The sequence below is a fragment of the Fibrobacter sp. UWB1 genome (genome assembly GCF_002210325.1).
Taxonomy (GTDB): domain Bacteria; phylum Fibrobacterota; class Fibrobacteria; order Fibrobacterales; family Fibrobacteraceae; genus Fibrobacter.
Map to the genome: position 1 here is coordinate 55,998 of NZ_MWQL01000001.1, position 16,093 is coordinate 72,090.

16 protein-coding genes are annotated in these 16,093 nt (G+C 52.8%); 9 read left to right on the forward strand and 7 right to left on the reverse strand.

Annotated elements, in window-relative coordinates:
• Positions 1-218: 218 nt before the first annotated feature.
• From B7988_RS00210 to B7988_RS00240, 7 genes are all read right to left on the reverse strand, one after another.
• On the reverse strand, positions 219-950 hold the full coding sequence (locus B7988_RS00210; protein ID WP_088656404.1) for a DedA family protein: 732 nt from the start codon (positions 948-950) through the stop codon (positions 219-221).
• A gap of 110 nt (positions 951-1,060) precedes the next feature.
• Complete coding sequence (locus B7988_RS00215) at positions 1,061-2,731, reverse strand: hypothetical protein (protein WP_088656405.1); 1,671 nt, start codon at positions 2,729-2,731, stop codon at positions 1,061-1,063.
• 82 nt (positions 2,732-2,813) lie between these two features.
• Positions 2,814-4,421: a hypothetical protein gene (locus tag B7988_RS00220; protein ID WP_141225501.1), complete on the reverse strand. Its 1,608-nt coding sequence runs from the start codon at positions 4,419-4,421 to the stop codon at positions 2,814-2,816.
• Between the two features lie 6 nt (positions 4,422-4,427).
• Positions 4,428-5,045 (reverse strand): hypothetical protein, encoded by a 618-nt coding sequence (locus B7988_RS00225; RefSeq protein ID WP_088656407.1) that lies wholly within the window; start codon positions 5,043-5,045, stop codon positions 4,428-4,430.
• Entirely contained in the window at positions 5,046-6,416 is a 1,371-nt protein-coding gene (locus tag B7988_RS00230; RefSeq protein WP_088656408.1) for a hypothetical protein, read from the reverse strand.
• Positions 6,409-7,686, reverse strand: a complete 1,278-nt coding sequence (locus B7988_RS00235; protein WP_088656409.1) for a hypothetical protein — start codon at positions 7,684-7,686, stop codon at positions 6,409-6,411. The genes B7988_RS00230 and B7988_RS00235 overlap by 8 nt, the downstream gene beginning before the upstream one ends.
• Positions 7,683-8,387 carry a hypothetical protein gene (locus tag B7988_RS00240; RefSeq protein WP_141225502.1) on the reverse strand — a complete coding sequence of 235 codons (705 nt, stop codon included), beginning with the start codon at positions 8,385-8,387 and terminating at the stop codon, positions 7,683-7,685. The genes B7988_RS00235 and B7988_RS00240 overlap by 4 nt, the downstream gene beginning before the upstream one ends.
• 37 nt (positions 8,388-8,424) lie before the next feature.
• On the opposite strand from B7988_RS00240, the gene xseB reads away from it, so the two are divergent.
• From xseB to B7988_RS00285, 9 genes are all read left to right on the forward strand, one after another.
• Positions 8,425-8,643: an exodeoxyribonuclease VII small subunit gene (gene xseB / locus B7988_RS00245; RefSeq protein WP_073318946.1), complete on the forward strand. Its 219-nt coding sequence runs from the start codon at positions 8,425-8,427 to the stop codon at positions 8,641-8,643.
• A gap of 2 nt (positions 8,644-8,645) precedes the next feature.
• Positions 8,646-9,446 carry an ATP-binding cassette domain-containing protein gene (locus B7988_RS00250; RefSeq protein WP_088656411.1) on the forward strand — a complete coding sequence of 267 codons (801 nt, stop codon included), beginning with the start codon at positions 8,646-8,648 and terminating at the stop codon, positions 9,444-9,446.
• Between the two features lie 31 nt (positions 9,447-9,477).
• A complete protein-coding gene (gene hisH, locus B7988_RS00255; RefSeq protein ID WP_088656412.1) occupies positions 9,478-10,101 on the forward strand; it encodes an imidazole glycerol phosphate synthase subunit HisH in 624 nt (207 codons plus the stop codon).
• A gap of 34 nt (positions 10,102-10,135) precedes the next feature.
• Entirely contained in the window at positions 10,136-11,272 is a 1,137-nt protein-coding gene (locus B7988_RS00260; protein ID WP_088656413.1) for a dTDP-glucose 4,6-dehydratase, read from the forward strand.
• A gap of 85 nt (positions 11,273-11,357) precedes the next feature.
• Positions 11,358-11,921, forward strand: coding sequence for a dTDP-4-dehydrorhamnose 3,5-epimerase (gene rfbC / locus B7988_RS00265; protein ID WP_088656414.1), 564 nt, complete (start codon positions 11,358-11,360; stop codon positions 11,919-11,921).
• Between the two features lie 99 nt (positions 11,922-12,020).
• The gene (locus B7988_RS00270; protein WP_249268773.1) at positions 12,021-12,470 is read left to right on the forward strand and encodes a low molecular weight protein-tyrosine-phosphatase; all 450 of its coding nucleotides are present in this window, start codon (positions 12,021-12,023) and stop codon (positions 12,468-12,470) included.
• A gap of 21 nt (positions 12,471-12,491) precedes the next feature.
• Entirely contained in the window at positions 12,492-13,646 is a 1,155-nt protein-coding gene (locus B7988_RS00275; RefSeq protein ID WP_073318679.1) for a polysaccharide biosynthesis/export family protein, read from the forward strand.
• 13 nt (positions 13,647-13,659) lie between these two features.
• Complete coding sequence (locus tag B7988_RS00280) at positions 13,660-15,036, forward strand: mannose-1-phosphate guanylyltransferase/mannose-6-phosphate isomerase (protein ID WP_088656415.1); 1,377 nt, start codon at positions 13,660-13,662, stop codon at positions 15,034-15,036.
• Positions 15,037-15,276: 240 nt separating this feature from the next.
• Positions 15,277-16,089 carry an alpha/beta hydrolase gene (locus B7988_RS00285; protein ID WP_088656416.1) on the forward strand — a complete coding sequence of 271 codons (813 nt, stop codon included), beginning with the start codon at positions 15,277-15,279 and terminating at the stop codon, positions 16,087-16,089.
• Positions 16,090-16,093 lie beyond the last annotated feature (4 nt).

Sequence of the window (16,093 nt, forward strand, 5' to 3'; positions counted from 1 at the left end):
TGACAGAAACTGAATAATAGAAAGCTCCCTTCGGGGAGCTTTTTTGTTGCCTACGTTTTATGCCTACGAAAAAAGAGACGTCCTAAAAGGACGCCTCTTTTTCTTTCCGGTTAGATCCTGTCTCAGCCCATAGCCAACTTCCTGCTTCCAACTTCCTGCTTCCAACTTCCTACTTCCAACTTCCAACTTCCTACTTCCAACTTCCTACTTCCAACTTCCTACTTCTTCTTGATAGCATTCCAGACCATGTAGCCGATGAACAGGGCGCCAAAGGCAAGGAGCGCGATTGCAAGCTCGGAGTTGTACTTCTCAATAATATCCTTCTGGCCGTGGGCGAGGTAGCCAAGACCTGCCAAGACGCAGTTCCAGATGGTGGCTCCCAAGAAGGTGTAAACCGTAAAGGGCAACAGCTTCATGTTGGCAATGCCGGCCGGAATCGAAATCAGCTGACGGATCACGGTAATCAGGCGGCCCACGAAGGTAGAGATGGCGCCGTGTTCGCGGAAATAGTTCTCGGCCTTTTCAAGTTTCTGCGTGTCGAGCAGCAAAAAATGCCCCAGGCGGCTGTCGGCAAACTTGTAGATAATCGGACGGCCCAGGAACTTGGCCAAGAAATAGTTGATGTAGGCGCCCACGAGTGCGCCGATGCTTGCGGCAACTACGATCAGGGCTATGTTCAGGCCGGACTCGGGCTGCAGGGCCTTGTAGGCGGCCGGCGGCACTACCAGTTCCGACGGGAACGGAATGAAAGAACTTTCGATGGCCATCAGGAGCGCGATGGACCAGTAATTCAGGTGTGCGTTGTACCAATCGATAATTTGCGTGTAGAGTCCGGCGGACTTGGCGGCTGGGGCCGCCTGCGCGACAGAATCGGCGGCTGCGTCGGGGGCGGCAAATACCACAGTTGCAAACAAAGTAATAATTGCGAGGGCTAGGAGTTTTTTATTCATAGGGGCAAATATAGAATTTGGGAAAGGGGCCGGGGTGACATAGGAGGGGAATGTCGATAAACAAAAAAGTCCAGACGCTGTCTGGACTTTTAAAAATCAGTTAAAAGAGATTATCTCTTTTTCTTCTTGGCGGCGCGGGCCTTCTTGGCTTCGAGCTGCTTCTGTCTAGCCTTCTTCTTGGCTTCCATCTTGGCGGCTCTCTTGCTTGCGGCTGCGCTGTTGTTGTGCTGAACGGCAGGCTGTTCTTCTTCGACAGCTTCTTCGGCGTCCGGTTCTTCGGCCGGCTGTTCCGGTTCGCTGTAGCTTTCGCCAGTCTGGTATTCAATGATAGACTGTTCTTCGGCTGCCGGAGCGGCGCCACCGTTCTTGGCCTGCTGCAATGCTGCCTTGGCTTCTTCGACGTACTTGCCGTTCGGGAAACGCTTCAGGTAGATTTCGTAGTCCTTGAGACGGTTGCCGGCCTTCACCAGTTCAAAGATTCCGGCTTCGGCTTCGTCGCGGAATGCACCGTTCGGATTGTCGTTCAGGTACGTGAGGTAAGCCTTGAAGGTGTTCTGGGCCTGGATGGCGCGGAACTTGTCGTATTCGCTGAGAGAGCGGAGCTTGGCTTCGACTTCGGCTCTACGCGGAGAGTCGGGGTAGTACAGCAAGAACATTTCGAGCATTTCGGGATCGTTGCTTGCCATGACCTGGTCGAAACGAGAATCTTCTTGCTTGGCCTGGTATTCCTTGATCTGCACCTTGCCGCTGTCGAGCGTGGAGTAGAGTTTTTCCTTGGTGGCGAGGTCTGCCGGGTGGCAGAAGGCGAGGAAGCTTTCAAGCACGTCGGCGAACTGCGTACGGGTGTAGGCTTCGCTCATGTCGGGGAGTTCACCGTTTTCGTCGAGGTAGAAGCGGTAGTCGCGTTCAATGGCCATGCAGTCCCAATCGCTAAGCGTGTCCTTGACTTCGCTGTACTTGCGCAGCACGTCGTCGCGGTCATGCAGGTTGTAGCGCATACGGCGGTCACGGCGGCTTTCACGACCGAAGTCAAGTGAAATTTCCAAGCCTACGCGAACGGGCCACTTGTATTCGATCTTGTCGAACTTGAGGTCGGAGTACGGCGAGGGGCTCGGGTTGTTGTCCTTGTCGCGAGCCTTGACATTTTCGTACGGGAGGAATTCCTTGCGGACATTGATGCCGATCTTGAAGTCGACATCCTGGAAGAGTTCGCCAATGCGGTATTCCAAGGCGCTGGACACAAAGCCCGTCTTGAGCATTTCGGTATGGGACTTGGTGTTGCCGGCATAGTCGTCGTAGAAAGAGAAGAACTGGAAGCCGAAGCCGCCGAGCACGCGCAGGTCGAAGTCGCCACCCAGGTTAAAGGTGAAACCGGCAAGCACGGACGGAGCGTAAGCGAGGAACCAGAGTTCTTCGTCGTTGTGCGGGCTCTTCTTGTTTACTTTACCGGTTTCTTCGTCCTTGAAGGTGTACTTCGGGCTGTCTTCAATCGTTCCAAGCTGAATGGAATTGACTTCGGCACCGAGCCAAAGGGTGAACGGAATGTCCGCTTTCCAAAACGGAGTAATCAGCGGCGACCACAGGAAACCGACCGAGGCCGGAATCGTGAGAAGCTTGGTGTCGATACCATCGTCGAGCAAGGTCTTGTTTTTGTCGGCCTTGAAGTTCAGGAATGCAGGTTCACCCTGCAGGTACAGCTGGTGACGCCAGTTGATTCTTTCAAAATCGGCGGCCTGAGAAGCCGCAGCTAATAAAGTCAGTGCAAGTAACAGTTTACGCATCAGTCTAAATTTAATTTTTACTTTGGGATTGAGTGACAGAAAAAATAAATATTAAGCTTTTTTTAATGATTTTTCGCTCTTTTTAGAAGGTTAAAACGAATCCGACGCCCAATAGGACGATTCCGGTACCTAGCAAGGCGCCTCCGACAGTCATTTTCTTGTCGCCCTTGTCGACCAAATCCCTGTTCTCGGCGGCCCTGGCCTGGAAGTTTTCGCCACCGGCGGCGGGGCGGTCCAGTTCCTGCTTTATCTTGTCAGCATCTTCGTAATCGATGTTTGCAAGGTAAATAAAGAGCGTGCCCAAAAGGATCGGGGCAACGGACGAACCCATCAGCGTGCGTCCGATAAAGTCCTTCTTGCGTTCATGCTGCCATTCCTGCTGCGCCACGAGTTCCTGCTTGTCAGAAATCGGTGTGAGGTTGATTTCGACATTGGTCAGTTCGGTGGGCGGGGTGAACACGGTCAGTACGGTATCGCGGTAGCCGATTTTGCGGATCTGGAAGGTCGAAAGTCCGGGTTCGTAAATGGAGTACTTGTTCGGCGTAGAACCGATAGGTTTCGTTTTCTTGGTTACAGGTGTTGTGCCGCCAAAGATCGATGCGCCTTCGGGAATGGTGTGAATCAGAAGCTCGGGTTTTACGCGCTTGAGCTTCAGCGAAATCTTTGCGGTGTCGCCCGGAATCGGCTTGATGGCGGCCTTTGCGCCCCACATCTGGCGGTCTACACTCCAGTAGGCGTAGACTTCGGTTTTGCTGGAATCGTCAATAATGAATGTGCAGGGGCTCTTGCAAATGTCGTCGTTCCCGCGAGTCATGATGTTTGCACCTTCGGGGTTGGTTTCGACATGCAGGTAGCTCTTGTTGTTTGCCGCATGCTGCACGGGGACGTTTTGAATAGGGACCTTTTCGCCTTGGAGCTGGAGCACGAATCCGCGGAGCTTGTCTTTAGAAAGGGCATCGCTCAGGGACTTGATTGCAGACAAGCTTGTTTGGGCGACGTAGTCGGTCTTGGCTGAATCGCTAAACTGGAAATGCGACATCTGGACCATGACCGAGTCCGGGGTTCTCGCCGAGGTAATCCGTCCGATATAGGCTGACGCCGCTCCGTGCTTTTTCAAGAAATCCTTGATGCAGACAGCGTCATTGCAGAAGTCGAATTCCTGGCGGTTGACAAAGATGGCTGGCGTTCCGGATTCCTTGAGCAAGCGGATGATCAAGTTCTCCAGTTGTTCGGCAAGTGCCGATTCGGAATTGCGGCGTTCGAACGAAACAAAGATATGCTGGCCTTCGACCGGAGTCTCGATAGAATGCTCGACAGTGAGAGAATCTGCTTGCGTGGAATCTTGAAGGGTTGAATCCAGGGCGACCGTATCTTGAATGGTGGAATCCTGGATGGCGGGCTCCTGTGCGGCGGAATCTGGGGCGCTTGCCTCCGCGGGGGCGGCCTGGGGCTGATTCAAGAGGTCGTTGCCTTGGTCGTCGACAATGCTCTTGAAGCGGTCCTTGTGAATGCGGATGACAGTGAACTTGCCCTGGATGGTTCCGCCGAGGCTCACGGTGTCGTTCTTGACACCCAGGAATTGGGCGTCCTGCTTGGCGCCGGTCACGAGTTCTACGTGGCTTGGGATTCCTTCTTCGGCCCAAATGACGCTCACCCAAAAGAGTGCAAATGTCAGTAGAATCTTTTTCATAAAGCCCTAGAATGAAAAAATGAATCCAATAGAAAGTAATGAGACACCTGTGATAAACGAGGCGTAGGTAAAGCCCTTCGCGGTCCTTGCCTTGCGCTGGTAACTCCTGAATTCGTCGCGGGCGTCTTGGTTGCGGTCTGATTCGATAGAAGAGTTCTTGATAGCCTTTTTGCTGTCGTCGGCCTTGCTGATTTCGTAATAGGTAATGGCTCCAGACAAAAGGCCCAAGGCAAAGGGAACGAGCGAAAGCTTCATGAGGTCCTTGCCTAGCACTCTGCGCTTGCGCTTGGATATGTCGGACTGCTGGGCTTGCAGAAATCCTTCGTCGAGAATCGGCTGCTGCGAAACGATAATGAACGAGGTGTCCTTGGCAGAAAGTCTCACTCGAATCGTGGTGTCCGTAAATCCCGGGTTGAACAAGGATATCAGAACGTCGGAGGCGAGCGAATCGTTTACGTCGATGAATGCCGGCGACACGTAAGCCGGCTCCCTGGAATGGTCGGGGCTCACTTCGTCGATGTAAATGTCGGCGTTGCTCGGAATGGTCGAAACATGCAGGACCTTGGATTCTGCAAAGGCGTAGCCCATCAAGGAACAGAGGAGTATCATGAGTATCTTGTTCATTTAGTACTCCCTGTTCGGGAACGGTCCCGTAATCACGCGGTAGCTGGACATGTTCTCGATGTACCAGTGGACATCGGAGACCTTGTTGCGGGCGTTGTCTTCGCCCAGGAATTCAATTTTGCACCTGCCGAAACAGCGGGTGTGGAACGACAGCACCGGATTGGAATAGGTGGGCTGAATCGTGTCGAAATCCACAATGACCGAAAGCCTAGATTCGTTGATGCCGGAGCCGTCGTCAAAAAGCAGGAATTCGACATCTTCGGCGGCGCCGATGGTGTCGTGGTAAGAGGAAATTTGCGGCGCGACGTTGTCCTTGAGTACAATGGTGTCAGTCGTGAGTACGGTGTAGGCGGGCACGTCTACGATAAGGCTTTCGCTCGCGTATTCCCTGCGGTAAGTTTCTTTCACTAGAACCTTGAGCCCAAGCTGCGGCTTGACCTTGGCGACCAGCGTGTTCGAAATCCGGTCGCCCGTGAGTGTTTCGAGCGTGTCGCCGTTGTTGGCGATCAAGTAGGCGACCGTCTGCAAAATGGAATTGTCGCGGTAGCGGTCGTAAACCAGCGGAATCTTGATGGTCGAAGTCTCGTTCAGAATCTTTGTCGAGAAATGGAAAATCTCGGTGGAGTCGCGGTACTGGCGTCCGCTTACGCTGGTAACCAGCATCTTGGTGCCCCAATACAGCGTGAAGGAACTGTCGTTCAGGTCAATAGCTTTCTGGGCGACGGAGTCGAAATCTTCGACGAGAGAACCCATCAAGGTCCCTTCGGAATAGCAGTCGATGGCTCCGAGTGGAGAAATCCAAACGGAATCCGGATCATAAGACAGGTAAACTTCGCAGCGGGAAGTTTCCCACGGGTCGATTCCCGAAACCGTCCAGCGGAGCGGTAAGGACTGGTCGTCGGTAGGTTCGGCCTGGTTGTAGCCATTGTACGGGAAATCCAGGGAAATGGAGTTGGGCGTGTTCACGTAAATCTTGAAGGTGGAACGCAAGGTGTCGCCGTAGGTGTCGGTGGTTTCGAGTGAACCGTCCATGACTCCGGGCTCATTGAAGGTGTAACGGAAGGAATTCAGGTTGAAGGTGCTTTCGCCGATTTTCCAGAGGATCCCGTTGTAATAGGGTTGCAATGTTTCGTCGGTGTAAATGAGCCCGCCTATGGAATAGCCGGCGTAGAACCGGAGCGTTTGCCCCTGCTCCACGAAAACATCTTCCAGGGGGGCGAAACGGTTGGCAATTTCCGTGTTGTATCCGTCGGGGCCGGCAAAGGCGAATTGCCTGAGGACGTTGGAATCCTTGTCGACGAGGTGCTCGTCTCCGCAAGCGACCAACGCAAAGACTGCGGCCAAAAGCCAAATGTTCAAGAGCTTATTCACTGAATACCTCCGGGAATGTCGCATTGGGGCGGAGGTAGAATGTCCTTTTACTCCTGTTGTAGCTGGCGTCAAAGACGACGACTGTTATCGGCTTGTAAGACCAGCTCTGCATCGCGGCTTCCTTGGTAAACGGGACATAGAGCGTGTCGTTAGAAAGCTTGAAATCGTAGAGGTAGTCGTTTTCGTAGAAGATGTGGATTTTCGATGTCGGAATGTCGCCGCCGAGGTCTTCGATGAAGAATCGCAGCGTGTCGATAATGTTGATTGTGTCGCGGTTCCTGAAGGTTGAAATTCGCGGCGGAATATCGTCGTTCAGGACAATGGTGTCGAGTTCCAGAACCTGGTTTGCGCCCAAGTGGAACGGAATGGATTGTGCCGTAAAGTCGCTTTTCTGGTTGACCGAGACGACGATGCGGTAGTCGCCCTCCGATAAGGGTTTGATGGCAAAATCGACGTCGTGCAGCTTGGAGGTAGTCAGGGTCTTGATCGTGTCATGGGCTTGATCGAGAAGGCTAACCTTGAATTCGAAGGTCCCGAACTCGGTGCTTGTGGTGATTGTCCCAGAAATTGCGTTTTCGCCGTTAAGCCCGTTGGTGTAGAACGACGACAAAAGGACTTCGTTGGATTTTTGGTCGAATTCGTTGTAGGCGGTCACGGTCCAGGTGTATTTCTGCAAGGGCGAAAGTCCCTTGAGATACGTAAAGTAAGCCTGATTCAGAATAGTGTCTACAAGGACGTTCTTCTCGTTGTCCATCAAGATAAAATGCGAATAGATATCCCAAAGGGAATCCGGGTCGTAAAGGTTCCAGGCGAAATTGACTGCGGTGTCGGCGGCGATGTTCTGGGTCTTGTTTGCCGGAATGAAATGCTCTGTGTCTATGGACGGGGGCGAGGCGACGGTTATAGAAAGCGTGTCGCTCAAGGTGTCGCCGAAAAAGTCGACAAAGACGAAGGCTACCTTGTGTTCGCCGGGCGTTTCGATGCTTTTCTTGAAACTGTATTCGCTTGCAAAGGAATTGCCGTCGATGGTCCAGTAGTACTGCTTGTTGCGAATGGACTTAGATGGGTAAACCGTCGTCAAGAAGATGAGCGAGTCGCCCGGCTGGACCGTGTCGGATTTTGCCTTTACGGCATCGACGTCGAAAGACTTGGAAATGGTTGCGGATACTTTTATGTCCTGAACGGGCTGCCCGTTGAACAGGTAGTCGTCAGAGTCGGTACAGGCGACAAACGAGAGAATCAGTAAACCCATGGCGGCAAGACGCTTCATTTTGCCTCCGGGGTGCCAAAGACGAAAAATTCCTGCTTGTCGGTAGAATCCTTGTCGCCCAAGGAATCTGTGACCAGAATGCGGAAGGTGTGGCGGCCTTCGCTAAAACCGGACTGCATGACTTGTTGCAGTTCTCCCACCTTGTATTGGACGCCATCAATTTCCAGGACGTTTTCTAGCCCTTTACTGCCGTCGCGGTCAAAGGATTGCCAAGAAAACAGGAACGGTGTGTGGCTGTTGCCGTAAAGCGTATCGCCATTGGCCGGAATCGTTTCGGCTAGAATCTGCGGCGGGTTGTTGACGTTTACGGAGAAGGTGGTTTCGAGCGCGTTGCCCTCGTTGTCTTTAATGAGAAGCCGGTCGGGAATGAAATTACGCGACAAGAAACTGGATGCCATGTAAGTGGTGCTGATGGTGTAGGTCGCGCCGCTGTCCAGGATTTCGTCGCCGTTGTACCAGTAGTACTTGATTCTATTCTTGTACTTGCTGGGGGTGACTTCGGCAATCAGTTCGGCTTGCTCGTTGGAGTTGATTTTGATGGGCTCTTCGATTGCTTCGTCGAATTGCCTTGCGAAGACGCTCACTTTCGAAATTTTTTGGGTGTCGTTTGGAGCGTGAGGAACATCCAGGCATGCAGAAAAAAGGGCTCCAGCCGCAAGTGCAAGGCTGATGGCCAAAAGACACTGATTGTTCTTACTCAATAAACTCACCTTGTTAAAGATAACTATATTCGTAAACATGAGTACCGAAAACTTTGAATATAAAACCGCAATGGAGCGTTTGGAGAATATCCTGGAGCGAATAGACAACTCCGAGATGGAAATCGACGAATTGGCCGGAGCGGTACAGGAAGCGACGGATTTGTTGCGCAAATGCCGCCAGATTTTGCTCGCGACCGAAAAGAACGTGCAAGAAGCCCTTTCGGGGCTCGACGGCGAGACTGAAACCGGAGCGTAAGGATGGCAGATGTTCCTGCAATGGAAGTTTCGGGGCTTACAGTAAAGTTCCCGATTCGCGGCGGAGTGCTCGGCAAGGTCCAGAAGTACTTTACGGCGGTCGAAAACGTGTCGTTTTCGGTGCAGGCCGGGCAAATTCTTTCGATTGTGGGGGAGTCGGGCTGCGGAAAGTCGACTCTGGTGAAGTCGCTGGTGGGGCTTGTTCCCATGGACAGTGGCGAATTCAAGCTTTTTGGCGAAAAAGTGGTAAAGGGCCGGACTGCTTCCGGAAAACGGGTCTCGGACTTGGTACAGATGATTTTCCAGGACCCGTTCAGCAGCCTGAATCCGCGCCAGACGGTGTCTGAAATTCTGACGGCGCCGCTGGTTGCACGCGGAGTGAAGGTACTTGACGCCGAGGCGCGTGCAAGAGAACTTTTGGAGCGCGTGTCGTTACCGAAAGAGGCTCTCCAAAAGTTCCCCCACGAATTCTCGGGGGGCCAGCGGCAGCGCCTCTGCATTGCCCGCAGCCTGATGGTCAAGCCCAAGATTCTTTTGTGCGACGAAGTCACCAGCGCTCTGGATGTATCGGTGCAGGCGCAGATTCTGCATTTGCTCGACGACTTGCGGGGCGAATTCGGGCTTTCGATTGTGTTTATCAGTCACGACATGCAGGTTGTCCGCGCTCTGAGCGACGAGGTCTTGGTCATGTACTTTGGGCACGTGGTCGAGCGCGGTGCGACCGATTCTGTGCTCACTGATCCACAACATGAATACACGAAAAAACTGCTGGCGAGCGTCCCGACCATTCGCCGCGACAGGTAATTTCTATCTTTGCGTGCGAAAAAGAGGTTTTATGTCCGCGAATCCGATTATCGTAGTAGATTACAATGCCGGCAACCTGACTTCGGTGATGAATGCGCTTGCGCACATTGGTGCCGACGCAAAATCGAGCCGCGATGCCGATGAAATTGCGAAGGCGACCCGCCTGATTTTCCCGGGCGTGGGTGCCGCGGCCTCTGCCATGGAAACTCTGACCCGCACGGGTATCGGGGAGGCCATCAAGGCTGTCGTCAAGGCCGGAAATCCGGTACTCGGTATATGCATTGGCTGTCAGATTATTCTCGAAGAAAGCGAAGAAGACGGCGGCGTCAAGACTTTGGGCCTTATTCCCGGCAAGGCAGTGCGATTCAAGGACGAACCGGGCCTCAAGATTCCGCACATGGGCTGGAACCAGGTGGACTTTACGCGTGAACACCCGATTATGAAGGGTATCAAGAGCGGAAGCGATTTCTATTACGTGCATTCGTACCATCCGGTGGTGAGCGCCGAATACGCTTTCGCCGAAACGACTTACGGTTCGCAAACCTTCCAGGGAATGGTGGGCAAGGACAACTTGATTGCAACCCAGTTCCACCAGGAAAAGAGCGGAGACGTGGGCCTTGCCATGCTCAAGAATTTCTGCGATTGGAAAGTCTAGTATTACTATATTGTCCCCGTAATTGGAGAAAAATATGAAAAGATCCATCGTTATCACCGGCGGCGCAGGCTTTATCGGAAGCCACGTAGTGCGCCTTTTCGTGAACAAGTACCCGGAATACAAGATTATCAATCTTGACAAGCTGACATACGCTGGCAACCTTGCAAACCTCAAGGACGTCGAAGACAAGCCGAACTACAAGTTCGTGAAGATGGACATTTGCGACTTTGACGCTTTCTACAAGCTCATGCAAGACGAGCATGTCGACGGCATCATTCATTTGGCTGCAGAAAGCCACGTGGACCGCTCCATCAAGGATCCGTTCACTTTTGCCAAGACAAACGTGATGGGGACTCTCGCACTTCTCCAGGCTGCCAAGCTCTACTGGGAATCCTTGCCCGAAAAGTACGAAGGCAAGCGCTTCTATCATATTTCGACCGACGAAGTTTATGGCGCCCTCAAGATGAACCACCCCGAAGGCATTACGCCTCCGTTCACGACTACGGCGTCCAGTTCGGAACACCACCTGGCCTATGGCGATGACTTCTTCTACGAAACCACGAAGTACACGCCGCACAGCCCGTATTCCGCTTCGAAGGCCGGTTCCGACCACTTTGTCCGCGCGTTCCACGACACCTACGGCATGCCGACGATTGTCACGAACTGCAGCAATAACTACGGTCCGTACCAGTTCCCCGAAAAGTTGATTCCGCTCTTCATCAACAACATCCGCCACAAGAAACCGCTTCCGGTTTACGGCAAGGGCGAAAACGTTCGCGACTGGCTCTTCGTAGAAGACCACGCCCGCGCTATTGACGTGATTTTCCACAACGGGAAGATTGCCGAAACTTACAATATCGGTGGCTTCAACGAATGGAAGAACATCGACATCATCAAGGTCGTCATCAAGACCGTCGATAAGCTGCTCGGCCGCGCGGAAGGCGAGGACATGAACCTCATCACTTACGTCACAGACCGCCTGGGCCACGACGCCCGCTACGCGATCGATTCCACCAAGCTCCAGAAGGAACTCGGCTGGGAACCGTCCCTGCAGTTTGAGGAAGGCATCGAGAAGACGGTGCGCTGGTACCTCGACAACCAGGAATGGCTCGACAACATCACCAGCGGCGACTACGAAAAGTATTACGAAAGTATGTACAAGGGAAAGTAGAACTTAGAATTTAGAACTTAGAACTTAGATTTATTTGTTCGTCTAAGAGCGAAGCGGTCTAAGTTCTGCCAACTACCAACTAAATATGTCCAAATTCAACTTTATCAAAACCTCTATCGAGGGCGTGACGATTGTAGAGCCGACGGTCTTTGGCGACCATCGCGGCTACTTTATGGAAACCTACAACAAGGCGGAATTCGACGCTGCCGGCTTAAACATGGTTTTCGTACAAGATAACGAATCCAGAAGCAAGAAGGGCGTGCTTCGCGGGCTCCACTTCCAGAAAAAGAATCCGCAGGGCAAACTTGTCCGCGTGATCGAAGGCGAAGTCTTTGACGTGGCGGTGGACCTGCGCAAGGGAAGCCCCACGTTCGGCAAGTGGGAAGGTGTCGTGCTTTCTGCCGAAAACAAGAAGCAGTTCTACATTCCCGAAGGCTTTGCACACGGTTTCGTGGTTCTTAGCGAAACGGCGACGTTCGTGTACAAGTGCACCCGCCTTTACGATCCGAAGGACGAAGGTGGCCTGATGTGGAATGATCCCGAAATCGGCATCAAGTGGCCGGTAGGCAATGGTTTCGAGCCGCTGCTTTCTGAAAAGGATACCAAGAATCCGGCGCTCAAGAATCTGGGATTCGCTTTCGAATTGTAGTCCCGCTCTGCAAACGATATTTTGTGCTTAAAGAGTCGTCTTTGGACGGCTCTTTTTATTTTATTCTTGTCCCGGTTGTAATACTTTTTTAATTTTTAGATGATGAAACACATTCTCGTTGTATGTACCGGTAATATTTGCCGTAGCCCCACGGGTGAATATTGCCTAAAGAAAGAATTGGGGCCTGATTTTGAAGTGATGAGTGCTGGGCTTGGCGCCTTGGTGGACCATCCGGCGCACGAGCTCAGCCAAAAAATTGCTCTTGAACATGGTATCGATATGAGCGCACACCGCGCTCGCCAGATTAATCTGGATATTTTGAAGTGGGCCGATCTCATCCTGGTGATGGAAAACGGCCACAAGATGGATTTGTTGCACCGTTATCCGTGGCTTGAAGGCAAGGTTTTCCGTTACGGCGAACCGCAGCGGGTGGATGTCCCCGACCCGTACCGCCGTCCCGAAAACGCTTTCGTGCTGGCGTGGAATTTTATCTCTAAACTGACCCCGTACTGGGTAGAAAAAATCAAACAAAGCGAAGGCCAGGCTTAAGCTGGCCAAAAGGGTTAATTTATGAAGAAAATGAGTTTGGGTCTTGGCCTTATTGTCGCCGCCTTCTTGAGTGGTTGCGCTCTCGGACCTCAGATGCAAATGTCTGTACCAGGAGATTCTGCCGAATACAATGGCATGATGGTACATATTCACGACATTGGCGCCGGCGATTTCGGCACCGCTGTGGCTGCCTCCGGCTCTGACAGTGCCAGTGCTAGTGATTTTGGTGACTTGAAGGAATTGATGGTGGATTCCCTGCCGGAACTGGAATACCGCATTGGACCTCTGGACATGGTTCAGGTCGTGGTGTGGGAACACCCGGAACTGACTTCCCCGATGGGTCAGTACCAGCCGGCCGGCCAGAAGGTGACTACCGATGGTAAGCTTTTCTACCCCTATGCCGGTGAACTCCAGGCTGCAGGTCTTACCGCCCAGGAACTCCGCGCCGAAATTACCAAGCGCCTTTCTGACAAGATTTTGAACGATCCGCAGGTGGATGTCCGCGTGACGGGCTACCATAGCCGCAAGATGTCCGTGTCTGGCGCCGTTTCCAAGCCGGGCTATGTTTCGTTCGATGAACATCCGATGACTCTCCCCGATGCAATTGCCGGCGTTGGCGGTTTCTCCAAGGAAGCTGACCCGTCCGTGATGCAGCTCCGTCGCGGCGACAAGGTCTATACCATTAACTATCTCGATGCCTTCAAGGCCAACCTGCCGCTTGAACGCATTGTGGTGCAGCCCGATGACCAGATCTTTGTGCCGTCGCTTTCTGAAACCCAGAAAGACCAGAAGGCCTACGTGATGGGTGAAGTCGGCAGACCCGGTATCGTGAATATCTATAACGGCAAACTGACTCTGGCCGAAGCCTTGGCTACCGCCGGTGGCCTGCAGGCTCTGAACGCTACCGCCCGCGGAATTTACGTTATCCGTAATACCTCTGACAAGCAAATCGATGTGTTCCAGCTGAATGCAAAGAACGCAATGGCCTTGGCTATGGCCGATCGCTTCCAGTTGAATGCCCGCGATGTCGTCTACGTCGACGCTTCCGAACTCGCAACTTGGAACCGTCTCGTCAGCTTGATCTTCCCGTCTGTTAACATGGTTTACTATGGCGCTTTGGCTGCTCATGAAGTTCATGTGGTCAAGGATGACTATACTCCTGATAACAAGAAATAAGGTTCGATAGACTATGATTAACTTGATTCTTTGTGGTGGTTCGGGCACACGCCTTTGGCCCGTGAGCCGTTCCCTGATGCCCAAGCAGTTCGCCCCGCTTTTTGACGGACAGTCCCTGTTCCGCAAGACCGTGGTCACGAACTCCGCTGTTTGCGAATCGCAGTTTATTGTTTCTAACGCCGACCAGTTCTTCTTGGCCAAGGACCAACTTGAAACGGAAGGCATGACGGGTAGCAAGTTCCTGTTGGAACCCGTGGGCCGTAACACCGCCCCGGCAATCGCCCTTGCCTGCCTTACCATGAATCCCGAAACGGTCGTTCTCGTGTCTCCGTCTGACCACGTGATCCGCAAGAAAGACGAATACAAGAAGGTGCTTCTCCGCGCCGAAGAACTGGCGAAGGCCGGTAACTTGGTGACGTTCGGCATTACGCCCACCAGCCCCGAGACAGGCTACGGCTATATCGAAGCCGATGGAGAAGACGTAAAGCGCTTTGTGGAAAAGCCCGACCGCGCTACTGCCGAAAAGTACCTGCTGGCAGGGAATTTCTACTGGAACAGCGGTATCTTCTGCTTTACGGCAAAGACATTCCTCGCCGAACTGGGCAAATATTCCCCGGAAATGCTCACCGCTGCGAAAAAGGCCCTTGCCAATGCGACAGTCGAAGACGGTGAACCCATCCGCATTGACCGCGACGACATGATGGCTATCCCGTCGAATTCCATCGACTATGCCGTCATGGAAAAGTCTAATAAGGTGAAGGTGGTTCCCAGCGATATCGGCTGGAGCGACCTCGGCAGCTTCGACAGCCTTTATGGCGAATACCAGCACGACGCAAACGGCAACAACGTGAACCCGCGCCACATTGCCGTGGATTCCAAGAATTCCCTTGTGATGGGCTGTCAACGAACCATTGCCACTATCGACCTGGACAAAATGCTCATCGTGGATACCCCGGACGCATTGCTCGTCGCTCCGCTGTCGAGTAGCCAGAAGGTCAAGAAGGTGGTGGAAGAACTCAAGGAACGCGGTTCCGACCTCATTAACGTGCCGCAGACCGTGAGCCGCCCGTGGGGTACGTACTCCGTACTGGAATCTACCGAACGCTACAAGATGAAGCGTATCGTGGTGAAGCCGGGCAAGCGTCTCAGCCTGCAGAAACACTTGCACCGCTCGGAACACTGGGTGGTCGTAAGTGGTACCGCTACGGTGACCGTGGGCAAGAATGTCTTCTACGTGCGTCCGAACGAATCCACCTATATCCCAGTGGGTGAAGTTCACCGCCTGCAGAACGAAGGCAAGCTCCCGCTGGTTATCGTTGAAGTTCAGGTGGGCGAATACACCGGCGAAGACGATATCATCCGCGTCGAAGACGACTTCCACAGAAACTAAAACAGATTCGGAATTCAGAATTCGGATTTCGGAGTTGAGCAATAATTACATGCCGGACAAAGTTCCGGCATTTTTTTTAACCGTCACAGCCCACTGTCAACTTCTAACTTCCTGCTGTCTACTTGTACTTTCGCTTCGCTCAAGTACCAAATGCTAGCCTCGGTCATGTCCAAGCAAGCTTGATCGCGACACTCGACTTACGCATTTGTCTTACTTCCTACTACTTACTATATTTCTAGCATGAGCGAAAATCTTGTACATACGGTTCGTGCGGGAACCATTGAAATGGAATATGCCCGTATTGGTTCGGGCCCCAAACCCCTGATTGTAATCCCAGGGCTTTCGATCAAGAGCGTCATGAAATCGGCTGCCTCGTTAGAGGGACCGTACAAGATTTTTAGGGAAAAGTACACGCTCTACTTTTTTGATCGCAAAAAAGACGCCAAGCCCGGTTATTCGTTGCCCGAAATGGCCGACGACCAGGTGGCGGCCCTCAAGGCTTTAGGCATTGAAAAGGCCGATATCTACGGCGTGTCGCAGGGCGGCATGATTGCGCAGTATATGGCGGTCCGCAATCCCGAAGTCGTGAACAAGCTCGTGCTCGGGTCCTCGACATCGAAGGCGGAGCCGCGACAGATTACGACAATCCAGAATTGGGCGCGCCTTGCGCGGTCCCGCGAAACATCGACTCTTGTAAACGCCTTTATCGACGATTGCTTTAGCGAAAAGTTCACAGCCCGTTATCGCAGGGCTTTGCTTGCCTTGTACAAGGAAATCTCGGACGAAGAACTGGACCGCTTTGCCGTTTTTGCAGACGCCTGCGATTACGTGGATACTTACGATGACCTCGGCAAAATCAAGTGTCCGGTGCTTGTGCTGGGGGCCGGCAAAGACCTTGTGACTACGCCTGAAGCGTCTGTCAAATTGGCCGAAAAGCTGAAGGCCGAAGGCGTTCCTTGCGAATTCTACATGTACGAAGATTGCGGCCATGCAGTCTTCGATGAACGGCCCGATTACAAACAGCGCATTTTCGATTTCCTGGAAAAGGAATAACAGT

Coding starts and splice junctions, on each gene's coding strand:
- B7988_RS00210 (WP_088656404.1), bottom strand. CDS start 950: ATGAATAAAAAACTCCTAGCCCTCGCAATTATTACTTTGTTTGCAACT.
- B7988_RS00215 (WP_088656405.1), bottom strand. CDS start 2,731: ATGCGTAAACTGTTACTTGCACTGACTTTATTAGCTGCGGCTTCTCAG.
- B7988_RS00220 (WP_141225501.1), bottom strand. CDS start 4,421: ATGAAAAAGATTCTACTGACATTTGCACTCTTTTGGGTGAGCGTCATT.
- B7988_RS00225 (WP_088656407.1), bottom strand. CDS start 5,045: ATGAACAAGATACTCATGATACTCCTCTGTTCCTTGATGGGCTACGCC.
- B7988_RS00235 (WP_088656409.1), bottom strand. CDS start 7,686: ATGAAGCGTCTTGCCGCCATGGGTTTACTGATTCTCTCGTTTGTCGCC.
- xseB (WP_073318946.1), top strand. CDS start 8,425: ATGAGTACCGAAAACTTTGAATATAAAACCGCAATGGAGCGTTTGGAG.
- B7988_RS00250 (WP_088656411.1), top strand. CDS start 8,646: ATGGCAGATGTTCCTGCAATGGAAGTTTCGGGGCTTACAGTAAAGTTC.
- hisH (WP_088656412.1), top strand. CDS start 9,478: ATGTCCGCGAATCCGATTATCGTAGTAGATTACAATGCCGGCAACCTG.
- B7988_RS00260 (WP_088656413.1), top strand. CDS start 10,136: ATGAAAAGATCCATCGTTATCACCGGCGGCGCAGGCTTTATCGGAAGC.
- rfbC (WP_088656414.1), top strand. CDS start 11,358: ATGTCCAAATTCAACTTTATCAAAACCTCTATCGAGGGCGTGACGATT.
- B7988_RS00270 (WP_249268773.1), top strand. CDS start 12,021: ATGATGAAACACATTCTCGTTGTATGTACCGGTAATATTTGCCGTAGC.
- B7988_RS00275 (WP_073318679.1), top strand. CDS start 12,492: ATGAAGAAAATGAGTTTGGGTCTTGGCCTTATTGTCGCCGCCTTCTTG.
- B7988_RS00280 (WP_088656415.1), top strand. CDS start 13,660: ATGATTAACTTGATTCTTTGTGGTGGTTCGGGCACACGCCTTTGGCCC.
- B7988_RS00285 (WP_088656416.1), top strand. CDS start 15,277: ATGAGCGAAAATCTTGTACATACGGTTCGTGCGGGAACCATTGAAATG.